Annotated in this window: 14 protein-coding genes; 6 read left to right on the top strand and 8 right to left on the bottom strand. The window is 65.1% G+C overall.

Annotation, left to right across the window (positions count from 1 at the left end):
• Nucleotides 1–28: 28 nt before the first annotated feature.
• Together KTQ36_RS03450 and KTQ36_RS03445 are read left to right on the top strand one after the other, a co-directional pair.
• The gene (locus tag KTQ36_RS03450) at nucleotides 29–574 is read left to right on the top strand and encodes a winged helix-turn-helix domain-containing protein (RefSeq protein ID WP_218632349.1); all 546 of its coding nucleotides are present in this window, start codon (nucleotides 29–31) and stop codon (nucleotides 572–574) included.
• Between the two features lie 49 nt (nucleotides 575–623).
• A complete protein-coding gene (locus tag KTQ36_RS03445; protein WP_218632348.1) occupies nucleotides 624–875 on the top strand; it encodes a hypothetical protein in 252 nt (83 codons plus the stop codon).
• On the opposite strand, the gene sseA is transcribed toward KTQ36_RS03445, so the two are convergent.
• Entirely contained in the window at nucleotides 872–1699 is an 828-nt protein-coding gene (sseA, locus tag KTQ36_RS03440; protein ID WP_218632347.1) for a 3-mercaptopyruvate sulfurtransferase, read from the bottom strand. The two genes, KTQ36_RS03445 and sseA, sit on opposite strands and share 4 nt — an antisense overlap.
• 68 nt (nucleotides 1700–1767) lie before the next feature.
• Between sseA and queF the strand changes: the two genes are divergently transcribed.
• A complete protein-coding gene (gene queF, locus KTQ36_RS03435; protein WP_218633805.1) occupies nucleotides 1768–2214 on the top strand; it encodes a preQ(1) synthase in 447 nt (148 codons plus the stop codon).
• Here queF and KTQ36_RS03430 read toward each other — a convergent pair whose 3' ends face one another.
• The 5 genes from KTQ36_RS03430 to hflK all read right to left on the bottom strand — a co-directional run bounded on the left by KTQ36_RS03430 (nucleotide 2215) and on the right by hflK (nucleotide 7816).
• Entirely contained in the window at nucleotides 2215–2604 is a 390-nt protein-coding gene (locus tag KTQ36_RS03430) for a nuclear transport factor 2 family protein (RefSeq protein ID WP_218632346.1), read from the bottom strand.
• The gene (locus KTQ36_RS03425) at nucleotides 2591–4126 is read right to left on the bottom strand and encodes a helicase HerA-like domain-containing protein (RefSeq protein WP_218632345.1); all 1536 of its coding nucleotides are present in this window, start codon (nucleotides 4124–4126) and stop codon (nucleotides 2591–2593) included. The genes KTQ36_RS03430 and KTQ36_RS03425 overlap by 14 nt, the downstream gene beginning before the upstream one ends.
• Nucleotides 4127–4192: 66 nt before the next feature.
• On the bottom strand, nucleotides 4193–5731 hold the full coding sequence (locus KTQ36_RS03420) for a Do family serine endopeptidase (RefSeq protein WP_255554188.1): 1539 nt from the start codon (nucleotides 5729–5731) through the stop codon (nucleotides 4193–4195).
• Nucleotides 5732–5840: 109 nt separating this feature from the next.
• Nucleotides 5841–6695 (bottom strand): protease modulator HflC, encoded by an 855-nt coding sequence (gene hflC, locus KTQ36_RS03415; protein ID WP_425600736.1) that lies wholly within the window; start codon nucleotides 6693–6695, stop codon nucleotides 5841–5843.
• Nucleotides 6696–6697: 2 nt separating this feature from the next.
• Nucleotides 6698–7816 carry an FtsH protease activity modulator HflK gene (gene hflK / locus KTQ36_RS03410; RefSeq protein ID WP_218632344.1) on the bottom strand — a complete coding sequence of 373 codons (1119 nt, stop codon included), beginning with the start codon at nucleotides 7814–7816 and terminating at the stop codon, nucleotides 6698–6700.
• Nucleotides 7817–7887: 71 nt separating this feature from the next.
• On the opposite strand from hflK, the gene KTQ36_RS03405 reads away from it, so the two are divergent.
• The 3 genes from KTQ36_RS03405 to KTQ36_RS03395 all read left to right on the top strand — a co-directional run bounded on the left by KTQ36_RS03405 (nucleotide 7888) and on the right by KTQ36_RS03395 (nucleotide 10352).
• Nucleotides 7888–8847: an Mrp/NBP35 family ATP-binding protein gene (locus tag KTQ36_RS03405; protein WP_218632343.1), complete on the top strand. Its 960-nt coding sequence runs from the start codon at nucleotides 7888–7890 to the stop codon at nucleotides 8845–8847.
• Between the two features lie 27 nt (nucleotides 8848–8874).
• On the top strand, nucleotides 8875–9312 hold the full coding sequence (locus KTQ36_RS03400) for a CoA-binding protein (protein ID WP_218632342.1): 438 nt from the start codon (nucleotides 8875–8877) through the stop codon (nucleotides 9310–9312).
• A 77-nt stretch (nucleotides 9313–9389) separates the two neighbouring features.
• Nucleotides 9390–10352 carry a hypothetical protein gene (locus KTQ36_RS03395; RefSeq protein ID WP_218632341.1) on the top strand — a complete coding sequence of 321 codons (963 nt, stop codon included), beginning with the start codon at nucleotides 9390–9392 and terminating at the stop codon, nucleotides 10350–10352.
• Nucleotides 10353–10407: 55 nt separating this feature from the next.
• Here the strand turns inward: KTQ36_RS03395 and KTQ36_RS03390 are convergent, their stop codons facing one another.
• On the bottom strand, nucleotides 10408–11754 hold the full coding sequence (locus KTQ36_RS03390; protein WP_218632340.1) for a TldD/PmbA family protein: 1347 nt from the start codon (nucleotides 11752–11754) through the stop codon (nucleotides 10408–10410).
• Nucleotides 11755–11771: 17 nt separating this feature from the next.
• The gene (gene ubiA / locus KTQ36_RS03385) at nucleotides 11772–12683 is read right to left on the bottom strand and encodes a 4-hydroxybenzoate octaprenyltransferase (RefSeq protein ID WP_425600725.1); all 912 of its coding nucleotides are present in this window, start codon (nucleotides 12681–12683) and stop codon (nucleotides 11772–11774) included.
• Nucleotides 12684–12689 lie beyond the last annotated feature (6 nt).

The following is a 12689-nucleotide window of genomic DNA, read 5'->3' as shown; positions in this document are numbered from 1 at the left end:
TCAGCAATCAGCGGAAGGGGGTCCCGCCATGGCCGATCCGATCTCGGGAAAACTGGTCGACATTGAAAGCCAGCTCGAAAAGGCGCGCAAGCGGCTCGAGGACGGGCTCGGCCTCGTCAACGAGGCGCAGAATGCGATCGCCGACATCCAGCAGGCGGTACTCGGCGCGCCGCAGCGCGTCAGCGCGGAAGACAGCGACGAAGCCGCCTCGCAGATGCTCTCCAGCCTCAAGGCGTCGGGACAGGAAATGCCCGAAACGCTGTGCGACGGCCGTATGGCGGTCGATCCGGTGCAGCGCCTGATCCGCATCGACGGTCATCCGATCGGGATTACCGAGATGGAGTATCGCGTCCTCGAACTGCTCGCTTATGCGCGCAATAATGTCGTCACGCGCAACATGCTGCTGAAGCATCTCTATCGCCGCGCGGACGACCAGCCGCAGCCCAAGATCATCGACGTGTTCATCTCGAAACTGCGCAAGAAGCTGCGCAGCGCGTCGAACGGGGCGGAATTTATCGAGACGATCCCGCAGCGCGGCTGGATCCTGCGCGACGTCGACAGCGCCAAGGCGTAAGTCACGCTTTTTAACGGCTCGTTTACCATGTCCTCCCTAGGGTGAGGCCATGATCAACCTGCTGCCCGACTCGACAAAGACTGCAACACCCACCCCGGCACCCTATGCCGACGCCGTCGCGCGCCTGAACGCGGTCGCACGGATGATCGAGGCAACCCGCGCCACCAACGCGCTGCCCGAACATGACCTGACGACGGCGTGGGAAGTCGCGAGCGACCAGGATAAGGCGGTCCTCGAAGGGCGCGCGGACGAAGTGGCTGCGGCTGCGGCGCTTGGCCTAGCCGGCCTGACCAGCCTTTAGCCTTTTTCTTTCGGGGTGTCCGGATCGGCGCCCCATTCCGACCAGCTGCCATCGTAGAGCCGCCCTTCGCGCCCCCCGAGGCGACGCGCGGCGAACAGGATGTTGCACGCCGTCACGCCCGACCCGCAGCTCGCGGCAAACGGCGCCGTGGGGTCGATCCCCGCTTCTTCGAATAGCCGCTCGATCTGGGCATTCGACTTCAGGCACCCCTGCTCGTCGTAGAGCGAGGACATGGGCAGGTTGCGGGCGCCCGGTATATGGCCCGAGGCCATCCCCTCGCGCGGCTCTGGCGCCGTTCCCCTGAAGCGGTCGGGGCCACGCGCGTCGACGATGCGTGGCGAGTTGCCTGACAGGATCGCGGCCTTGTCGACGACCTTGTGCGCCGCCTCCTTTGCCTCAAACCGCCCCGGAACAGGCGAAGGAACATCGCTTTCGACAGGCCGCTTCTCGCGCTGCCATTTCTGCATCCCGCCATCGAGAATGGCGACGCGATCAGCGCCGAAATGGCGGAACATGAACCAGCCGCGCGCGGCGGTGCGCAGGTCGCTATTGTCATAGACGACGATGCGGTCGTCGCGGTTGATGCCGAGCGCGCCCATCGCTTTCCCGAACTCGGCAGCAGGCGGCAGCATGTGCGGCGCTGGATGATCCTTGTCGGCAACCTCGCTTATGTCGAGGAAGACCGCGCCCGGGATATGCGCCGCTTCATATTCTTCGCGCGCATTGCGATTGGCTCCCGGAAGGTGGAAGCTGGCGTCGACGACCTTGAGGTCTTTCTCGCCCAGATGCTCGGCCAGCCACTTGGTGGTCACCAGATCGTCCATGCGCGCCTCCTTTGGCACAAGGGATAGTGCAGAGCCGATTACGCTGCTAGAGGCTTCGCGCCATGAGCATGACGCCGAAACATCTGGGGCAGACCAGCGCCCTGCCCGCCTCTCCGGAAGAGGCCGAACTCGATTACGTGCCGAACCCGCGCAAGGGCGAATTGTACCTGACACGCTTCGTCACCCCCGAATTCACCTCGCTCTGCCCGGTGACCGGCCAGCCCGACTTCGCGCATCTCGTGATCGACTATGCGCCGGACGAGACGATCGTCGAGAGCAAGAGCCTCAAGCTCTTCCTCGGCTCGTTCCGCAATCACCAGGCCTTTCACGAGGACTGCACGGTCGGGATCGGCAAGCGGCTGTTCGACGAGATGAAGCCCAAATGGCTGCGCATCGGCGGCTATTGGTATCCGCGCGGCGGCATTCCGATTGATGTCTTCTGGCAGTCGGGCGAACCGCCCAAGGGACTGTGGCTGCCCGACCAGGGCGTCGCGCCCTATCGCGGCCGCGGCTAACTAGTCCGCAGCGCCCGCGGGGATCGCGCTCGAGTGGCGGCGGACGATCTGCCACCCGACATCGGTTTCCAGCCAGACGTCGGTAAGCAGCACCTTCTCCTCGATCTCCTGACCGAGATAGCGCACCTTCCAGCACGCCTTTACCGTCGCGACCATGACGTCGCCGAGCGCGGCGCAGTCGGTCACATCAATCTCGATATTGGCGATGTCCATATCCTTGAGCGCTGCGATCCAGCCCTCGACATCGACCGACATGAAACCCGAGGGGCGAACCCCGACCAGCTGGAAACGCGGGTGGAGGATGCGGCGCAGCGTCGGCTCGTCCTTGGCGAGCAGCGCCTGGCGCCACTCTTCCTCGATCGCGCGGATGGGGCAGTTATCGACGTCCACGCATGCCCCCCAAAATGCCGCGCATGATCATGTTCCCGATCTCGCGACCAATCTTGCCGGTGATGGTGCGCGTTGCGCTGTTCACCACCCGCTCGGTCGGCGTCATGCGCGTGCTGCGGCGACGGCCCGAAGAGCGCGAGCGGCTCCGTTTCTCTTCGTCGCGGCGACGCTTTTCGGCTTCCTCTTCCTCGGCCTCGCGCGCGGCGCGTTTCGCGGCCTGCTCGGCGCGCGCACCCAGCAATTCCTCGGCGCTTTCGCGGTCGACCAGCTGGTCGTAGCGGCTTCCGACCGGATCGCTGGCGATCACCGCAGCGCGTTCGGCATCGGACAGCACGCCCGCGCGGCTGCGCGGCGGCTTGACCAGCACCCGCTCGACCACGGTCGGGGCGCCATCCTCGTCGAGCACCGAAACCAGCGCCTCGCCCACCTTCAGCTCGGTGATGACCTCTGCGACGTCGAGGTCGGGGTTGGTACGGAACGTCTCCGCCGCGGCACGGACCGCGCGTTCGTCGCGGGCAGTGAACGAGCGCAGGGCGTGCTGCACGCGATTGCCCAGCTGGCCGGCGACATCGTCGGGAATGTCGATCGGGTTCTGCGTCACGAAAAACACCCCGACGCCCTTGGAGCGGATGAGGCGCACGACCTGCTCGACCTTCTCGAGCAGTGCCTTGGGCGCGTCTTCGAACAAGAGGTGCGCCTCGTCGAAGAAGAAAACCAGCTTGGGCTTGTCGGGATTGCCGACCTCGGGAAGCGTTTCGAACAGTTCGGACAGTAGCCAGAGCAGGAAGGTGGCGTAGAGCCTGTGGCTCTGCATCAGCTTTTGCGCGTCGAGGATGTTGACGAGGCCGCGACCCTCGCTGTCGCGTGCGATAAAGTCGTGGAGGTTGAGCGCGGGCTCGCCGAAGAAGAGGTCGCCGCCCTGGCTTCGAAGTTGCAGCAGCTTGCGCTGAATCGCGCCGATCGAGGCGGTCGAGACGTTGCCATAATCGAGCGTCAGCTCCTTGCGGCGCTCGCCGACATGGCCTAGCATCGCCTGCAAATCGTCGAGATCGAGCAGCGCGAGCCCTTCATTGTCGGCGAGGTGGAAGGCGATGGTGAGCACGCCTTCCTGCGTATCGGTAAGGTCGAGCAGGCGCGCCAAGAGCAGTGGCCCCATCTCGCTGACCGTGGTGCGGACCGGATGCCCCTTCTCCCCAAACAGGTCCCAGAACTGCACCGGGAAATCTTGGTAGGCATAGTCCGGGTGGGCGATCTTGGTCGCGCGCTTGGTAAAGGGTTCGTGCAGCTTGTGCGTGGGCGAACCCGCCATGGCGAGACCCGCAAGATCGCCCTTAACGTCGGCAACGAAGGTCGGAACCCCTTCGGCGGAAAAGCCTTCGACGAGGCCCTGTAGCGTGATCGTCTTGCCCGTGCCGGTCGCCCCCGCGATCAGCCCGTGTCGATTGGACTTGTCGAGGCGCAGGCCGACATGCGTCTGGCCCTCGCTATCCGATACTGCACCGATGAAAATCGTGTCGCTCACGCCGCTCCCCTTGTTTCAAGCGATCAGCTTGGGGGAGCGGCGCGGGCTAGACAAGCCCCTTGAAGGCTAGCGGTCCAGTTCGATCCCGACGAAGGCTTCAGGCGCGTTGCCACGCTTGACGAGCATCAGGACGCTGGAGCGACCCGCACTGCGCGCAGCGGCAATCGCCTCGGCCACATCGGCGACGCTGGTGACGCGGCGGCGGTTGACCGACAGGATCACGTCCCCGCGGCGCAGGCCCTTTTCGGCTGCCGCGCTATTCGGATCGACACCAGCAACAACGACGCCGGTGACGTCGCTGTCGAGACGAAGCGCGCGGCGGACCGACGGATCGATCGGCTGCAGCATCATGCCGAGCTGGGTGTCCAGATTGTCCATTTCGGGCTCTTCGTCCGGATCGAACTCCTCTTCGGTCGCCATCTGGCGGTTGAGTTCTTCCTCGCTGGGACGTTCGCCCACGGTGATCATCACCGTCTGGCGGCGACCGTCGCGGACGATGTCGACCGGAATGGTCGAGCCGACTTCGGTATTGGCGATGAGATAGCTGACGGTGGCGTCGGGCGTGACGTCGATTCCGTCGATGGTCAGGATGACGTCGCCTTGGCGCAGACCGGCCGCAGCCGCAGCCTCGCCGGGCACGACCGTACGAACGAGTTCGCCGCGATCCTTGGGCAGGCCGAGACCCTCGGCGATATCTTCGTCGAGGTCCTGGAGCGCGACTCCGAGATAACCGCGCTGCGGACGTTCGCCGCGCTTGAGCGCCTCGATCACGGGGATGGCGGCTTCCGCCGGGATGGCGAGGCCGATGCCCACGCTCGCGCCCGTGGGCGAGATGAGCGCCGAATTGATGCCGATGACGTTGCCCGCCATGTCGAACATCGGGCCGCCCGAATTGCCGCGGTTGATACTCGCATCCGTCTGGATGTAGCGGTCGTAGGCGCCCATGCCGGTGATCCCGCGCTGGAGCGCCGAGACGATGCCTGCAGTGACCGTACCGCCAAGGCCGTAGGGGTTGCCGATGGCGATGATCCAGTCGCCCACGCGCACGCGGTCGCTGTCGCCCCAATTGACGTAAGGCAGGTTGGCACCGTCGATCTTCAGTAGCGCGAGATCGGATGCCGGATCGCGCCCGATGATGCGCGCTTCATATTCGGTGCGATCGGTCATGGTGACGATGACTTCGTCGACCGTGTCGTTGCCGCCCTGCCCCTGGATGAGGTGGTTGTTGGTGACGATGTAGCCGTCGGGCGAGATGATAAAGCCCGAACCGAGCGAGCCGGCCTCGCGGGTCGGGCCGTTGCCATTTTCTTCCTGGCTGTCGGGCGCTGGCCGCACGCCGAAGCGGCGGAAGAACTGGTCGAACGGATCCATCTGGCGACGCACCGGCACGCGCTGCGTGGTCGAGATGTTGACGACCGCCGGGGCGAGGCGCGCCGACAGATCTGCAAAGCTGCTCGGGGCCCCGGGGACCGGGACCACCTGGTTTTGTGCCTGTTGGTCGACACCCAGCGTTTCGCCGGTGGTCATCGAAAAGGCGGCGCCACCCAGAAACAAGGCGGCGGCAACTCCATAGGCATAGCGCACGGGTCGGTGCTCCCTCAGCATGTCTTGATCCTCACTCTAACAGTCTTTCTCGAAAGGCTAAATCGAAACGCTGAACGCGGATTGAACGCGCTGCGATCCGTCCCCCCGTTCGTCGATTTCACTTTTTCGATTAGCGACCAATGAACTCCTCGAGATATTCATTGTTGGGGCTCATCACGATCGACGTCTGTCCCATGCCCTCGCGACCATTGTCGATGAAGGTCGTGCGATAGGACTGCATGGCGCGATAGAAATCGTAGAAGTCGGCGTCCTTTCCGAACGCGTCGGCATAGGTTGCGGCGGCTTCGGCATCGGCTTCGGCGCGGATGATCGCGGCCTGCTTCTCACCCTGCGCGCGGATCGAACGGGCTTCCTGTTCACGCGCGGTGCGCATGCGCACGAACGCCGCCGAGAGCGGCGCGCCGTCGGGAAGGTCGGCACGCTTGATGCGGACGTCGATGATCTCGGCGCCATACTGACGCGCGATCCGGTCGAGGCCGAGACGGATATTGTCCATCACACCCTCGCGTTCGGGCGACAGCAGCGAGGCGAAGGGCCGCTTGCCGAGCTCGTTGCGAAGCTGCGACCCGAGGATCGGGCTCAGCGCGCTTTCGAGCTGTTCCTCGGTGCGCGCGGCGACGAACATCTGCAGCGGATCGACGATGCGGTAGCGCGCGAAGGCATCGACCTCGAGACGCAGCTGGTCGGTCGAGAGCACCTGCTGCGGCTCCATGTCGAGGTCGCGCACACGCTTGTCGATCCACACGATATTCTCGGCGAAGGGGATGCGCGCCGTCAGGCCTGCGCCGCCGGCCCCGAAGGGCTGGCCGTCTTCGTAGGGGTTGATGATCCGCACCGGCTTACCGAAGCGGACGACGATGCCCTGCTTGGTTTCGTGCACGATCGCAAAGGTCGACAGCAGCATGACCAGGATCGCGAAGACGATGAACAGGCTCCGCATGGGGTGCGCTTTGATGGCGTTGATCATTATTGGCCTCCACCGCTTTGCGCCTGCGGGCGGGGGCGGCGATTGAGTTCGTTGAGCGGAAGATAAGGCGTGACACCCGGCGTCTCGACGATGGTCTTGTCGACGCCCTGCAGCACCGATTCCATGGTCTCGTAATACATGCGCCGCTTGGTCACTTCGGGTGCAAGGCGATATTCCTCGTAAACCTTGTCGAAGGCTTCGGCCTCACCCTGCGCGCGCGCGGTCAGCTCTAGCGCGTAAGCACGGGCCTGGTTGATGTAGGACTGGGCGTCCTGCTGCGCGGCGGTCACTTCCTTGAACGCCTCGTTGACCTCGGCGGGCGGATCGGCGCGCTTGATTTCGACACCGCGCATCTCGATCCCGCTGTCATAGCTGTTGAGCGTTTCCTGCATTTCCTGCTGGACCTGCGCCTGGATTTCGAGGCGGCCCTCGCCGATCGCGTCCTGCAGGTTCACCTGCGCCATCACCTGGCGCATCGCGCTTTCGGCGACCTGGCGGACCGTGTCCTCGGGGTTGGCGAGTTCGAACAGATATTTCTCGGGATCGCGGATCTTCCAGCGCACCTGATAGGCGATGTCGATGATATTCTCGTCACCGGTCAGCATCAGCGTCTGCTGCTGGTCCTGCCCGATCGCGATCTCGCGGATCAGCTGCACATTGACCTTTTCGACATTCTGGATCGGCGCGGGAAGCGTAAAGCCGACACCCGGGTTCATGGTCGAGCTGTAGCTGCCGAAAGTGGTCACCACGCCGCGCTCGTTGGGGAGCACGCGGTGGACGCTGGTAAACAGGATGATGAGCAGCAGGAAGGCGAGGATCCCCCAGACGATCAGCGAGCCACTCGGCTGGCCGAAGCCGCCGGGGCCGCGACCGCCGCCACCGCCGCCGCCGAAGCGCGAACGATTACGCTTGAGCCAATCGTCGAGCGAGGAGACATTGCCGAACTGGCCGGACTGACCCGGCTGCGAAGGCCCGGGTTCGGGCGTCTTCCAAGGTCCTTTGGGCTTGTCGCCGCCACTGCCGTTGCCACCCTTTTTGGGCGGCTTGGAGCCCCACGGGCCCTTGCTCTCGCTAAACAGGCCCCAACCTCGTGCGGCCCAACCGGAAAAAATGCTCATGCCTCTCTGTATAGGAAGCCTTTCGGCAAAAAACAGTGCTATCGGTCGAAAAACGCCTTAGGGCCGCCCTCATGACCGACAGCCTCCAACCGCTCGAAAGCCATCCCGACGCCGCCCGCATCCGCGCCAAGGTACTTCGCGAGGGGCGCCTGCACCTGATCCTCGACGGCGAAGGACTGGCGCGTGACGAGCGCGACGCGTTGGAAGCGCGGCTGACCGAAGCGGCGCGCGTGCTGGACGGCGTCGAGGCGGTCGAAATCGCGATCAGCGCCCCCAAGGTCCACCGCAAGCTGGTGGCGATCGGATCGGGCAAGGGCGGGGTCGGCAAGTCGACCATGACCGCCAACCTCGCCGCCGCGCTGGCAAAGAAGGGCGTCAAGGTCGGCGTGATCGATGCCGACATCTATGGCCCCTCGCAGCCCACCCTGTTGAACGCGCACGCCAAGCCCGAGGCGCGCGACAAACAGCTCATTCCTGTCACCAGCCCGAGCGGCGTGAAGCTCCTGTCGGTCGGCCAGCTTGTCGAAGCGGGCACTGCACTCGCCTGGCGCGGACCGATGGCGAGCGGGGCCTTGAACCAGCTGGTCGAGGGCGATTGGGGCGACACCGAAGTGCTGCTCGTCGACCTTCCGCCCGGAACGGGAGACGTGCAATTGTCGCTGGTCCAGAAGGCCAAGCCCGCCGGGGCGCTGGTGATCTCGACCCCGCAGGACCTGTCGCTGATCGACGCGACGCGCGCCATCGACCTGTTCGAAAAAGTCGGCGTGCCCGTGCTGGGCCTGGTCGAAAATATGGCCGGCTATCGTTGCCCGCATTGCGGCGAGGAAAGCGACCCGTTCGGAAGCGGCGGCGCGCAGGCGTCGGCGAAAGAGCTGGGCGTGCCATTCCTGGGTCGCCTGCCCTTGTCGGCGAGCCTGCGCGAGGCCTCCGATGCCGGCCGTCCGCCCGCCAGCGAGGACGGGCCGGCAGGCGACGCTTTCGCGACGCTCGCCGATGCGCTGATGAGCCAGCTGGAAACGATCGCGCGCTGATCGGTTGGTAAGGCAAAGGAGACCCCGATGCCGCTGACCGCCGACGAAGACATATCCCGCCTCCTCCGCGAGACCCGCACGATCGCGATGGTCGGCGCGTCGGGCAGGCCCGGTCGCGCCTCGAACGGCGTGATGCAATTCCTCCAGCGCCAGGGCTATCGCGTCATCCCGGTCAATCCGACCATCGCCGGCGAGACACTCAACGGAGAGACGGTGGTCGCGAGCCTGGCCGACATCGACGAGCCGATCGACCTGGTCGACATCTTCCGCCGTTCCGATCGCGCCGGCGAAGCCATCGACGCCGCCATCGCGGCAGGCGCAAAAGCGGTCTGGACCCAGCTGGGCGTCTTCGATCCGGAAGCGATCGCGCGGGCCGAGGAAGCGGGCCTTGAAGCGGTCGTAAATCGTTGCCCCAATATCGAAATCCCCAGGCTCGGGATCGCCGACGGACCGCAGCCAACTTGACTCACGTTAAATTTCCCTAAACCATCCGACTCGGGCGTGTGCCATGGGGGCATGGGCGCGGAGCATGGGGAAACAAAATGCGTAAATCTTTTCTTGCGGGCGCGGCAATGATCGTCGCAGCTGCGGCGATGGGGCCGGCGACCGCCAATCATAGCTGGAGCAACTATCACTGGAACTTGTCGGCGGCAGGCTCGCCGACCATAAACTTCCGTTACAACACGGCGTCGGTCTGGCTGGCCAATAACAGTGACGGAAATACAAACTTCATTCTTGGATCGATTGCCGACTGGGAAACACCCCCGTCAGGGACAGACCATCTGTCGCTGAGCGCGTCGTACGACCCGTCGCTCGATCGTAATAGCTGTACCCCCAACACGGGCGAGGCGACCTATTGCAGCGATACGTATGGCAATAATGGCTGGCTCGGCATTGCTGGGATCTATGCCAATCGCGACGGCCACATCACCGCTGGCTATGTAAAACTCAACGACACCTATTTCCGGGTCGGGGGGTCTTACGATACGTTTTCCGACCGTGCCCTAGTAGCCTGTCAGGAAGTCGGCCACGTGTTCGGGCTTGGTCATCAAAATGAGAATTTCAACACTGACGAGACCGACAGTTGCATGGAATATACCAGCAACCCAGTCGGCAATGAGGACCCCGACGCTCATGACTGGGAGCAATTGGATGCAATTTATACTGCGCACGCTGCTGAAGGAAGTGGCGGCGGTGGCGGTAAACCCGGCAAAGGCGGCGGCGGCGGCGGCGGCGGCAAAGGCGGCGGCAAGGGCGGCGGCAAGCCCGACAAGGGCGCCATTGCAGGCCATGCCGATGCCATGACGTTCCGCGAAGTCGGCCAGATCCGGCAGTCAAGCGGGCGCGACCATCCCGTCTTCGGCACACCCGTGGGCTGGGATGCACAGGGCCGTCCCAACGTCTTCAAGAAATTGCGTGGCAACTTGACCGAAGTCGTCCACGTGACCTGGGTCCCGGGCTACCAGCCCGAGGGCGAGCATCACGGAGATGACCACGCACACTAGGCTGCGCGTCAATTCGTGATGATCGAGTGGGGTTCGCCTGGCGCGTGAGGCGCGGTCAGGCGGACCCCACCGTCATTTCAGGGATCAGGATGGTCGGGGCATCGACCCCGCGCTTGAACTCCAGGTCGTTCGCCGGCTCGAGGCTGGCGAACATGTCCTTCAGGTTGCCCGCGACCGTAATCTCGCTGACCGGATGGACGATCTCGCCATTCCGGACGAGGAAACCGGCCGCGCCGCGCGAATAGTCGCCGGTGACGCCATTGACCCCCTGCCCCATCATGTCGGTGACGAGGATGGCTGTGCCGACGTCCGCCATCATCTCTTCGGGGCTGCGCTGCCCGGCGGCGATGTAATAGTTGCTGGGGCCGGCGCCCGGCCCGCCGCCGGGGCCGCGGATTGCGTGGCCGGTCGGATCGATGCCCAGCTGGCGTGCTGCCGCGCTGTCGGCGTACCAGCTCCTGAGGACGCCATCTTCGATCATCTTCATCTTTTTGACCGGCAAACCTTCGCCGTCAAAGGCATGGCTGCGAAGGCCTCGCCTGCGCAGCGGGTCATCGATAATGTCGATGCCTTTGGCAAAGACCTGTTCGCCCATCCGGTCCATCAGGAAGCTGGAACGGCGCGCGACCGACGCGCCCGAGATCGCGCCCGAGAGATGGGACAGCAGGCTCGTGGCGACGCGCGAGTCGAATAGGATCGGGTATTTGCCGGGCTTGACCGGCTTGGGACCGAGCCGGGCGACCGTGCGTTCACCCGCTTCTCGTCCAATCGCTTCGGGGTCGTCGAGGTCTTCGAGGTGGCGCGCGCTCATCCAGTGATAGTCGCGCTCCTTCGCGCCGTCGCGCTCGGCGACCACGCTGACCGTGCAACCATGCCCGGTCGAACGCGACGTGCCCGAAAAGCCATGGCTGGTCGCGATCGCGAACAGGCCGCTCGACGCGCTTGCGGCCGTGCCTTGCGAATTGGTGACACCCTCGATCGCCAGCGCCGCGGCCTCGGCGGCGAGCGCGCGCTCCTTCAGCGCCTCGGGCTCGGGCTCGTGCTCGTCGACCAGGTCGAGGTCGGGCGCATCGCCGCTCGCCAGCATCTCTTTCGGAGCGAGGCCCGCATATTGGTCTTCGGTGGCCTCCTTCGCCATTGCGATCAGCCGCTCGACCAGCGCGGTACGGCTGTCGTCGGAAAAATCGCTGACCGATGCGGATGCGACGCGCTGGCCGATGAAAACACGCAAGCCCAGCTTCTCGCCCTCCGAGCGATCGACCCCCTCGAGCTGGCCGTTGCGGACTTCGACCGAGGAGGAAGCGCTGCCGAGATAGGCGGCGTCGGCGGCAGTGGCGCCTGCCCTGGTGGCGGCGTCGACGATCTGCTCGACCAGCGAGCGGGCTTGTTCGGGTGATTGCATGGAGGCGAGGTAGGGTCTCAGCTGCCGACCGACAAGCCAACGACGAGACAGGCGGCGAAAACAAGCAGGCCGGTGAAGCGGTTCGAGCGGAATAGGCGCAGCGCCTCGTCGCCGTCGTCGGGGTCGACTTGTGCTGCCTGCCACGCAAGGTGCAGCGCCGCCGGAGCCAGCGCGATCAGGGCCAGCACATGCGGTTTGGCCTGCCAGAGCGCCCAGCCCCAGAGGCCCAACGCCGCCAGATAGAGCAAGGTCACGGCGGGTCGCGCGCGTGTGCCGACCGCCCTCGCGCTCGACTTTACCCCGACCAGCGCGTCGTCTTCCTTGTCCTGGATCGCGTAGATCGTGTCGTAGCCGACCACCCAGAAGATCGTGCCCGCCCATAAAGTGACGGCGGGCGCGGCGAGCGATCCGGTGACCGACGGCCACCCGACCAGCGCGCCCCAGCTGAAGACGAGGCCGAGCCACGCCTGCGGCCACCAGGTGATGCGCTTCATGAACGGATAGGCGGCGACGAGCGCGAGGCTGGCCAGCGCGATCAGTTGCGCTGCCAGCGGGAGCTGCAGCAGGACAATGAGGCCGACGAGGCACAGGGCGATGGTCAGCGCCCATGCCTGCTTGAGCGACACGCGTCCCGAAGCCAGCGGGCGCAGCTTCGTACGCTCGACCTGGCGGTCGAGATCGCGGTCGACGATATCGTTATAGGCGCAGCCCGCCGAGCGCATGGCGAAGGCGCCGAGCAGGAACCAGGCGAACAACGCCCACTCCCCCTCGACGCCTGCCAGCGCCACGCTCCACGCGCAGGGCCAGAATAGCAGCCACGTGCCGATCGGGCGGTCCAACCGCATGAGCGAGGCATAGGGACGCCACGACGCGGGCAGTGCGCCGATCAGGCCGGTGCGTTCGCTGTCGAGGACGAGGTCGGTAGCCATGGCCAT

This window comes from Sphingomicrobium clamense (genome assembly GCF_019264355.1).
Lineage (GTDB): Bacteria > Pseudomonadota > Alphaproteobacteria > Sphingomonadales > Sphingomonadaceae > Sphingomicrobium > Sphingomicrobium clamense.
The sequence above is the reverse complement of the archived record's forward strand: the minus strand, read 5'-3'. Positions and strand labels throughout refer to the sequence as shown.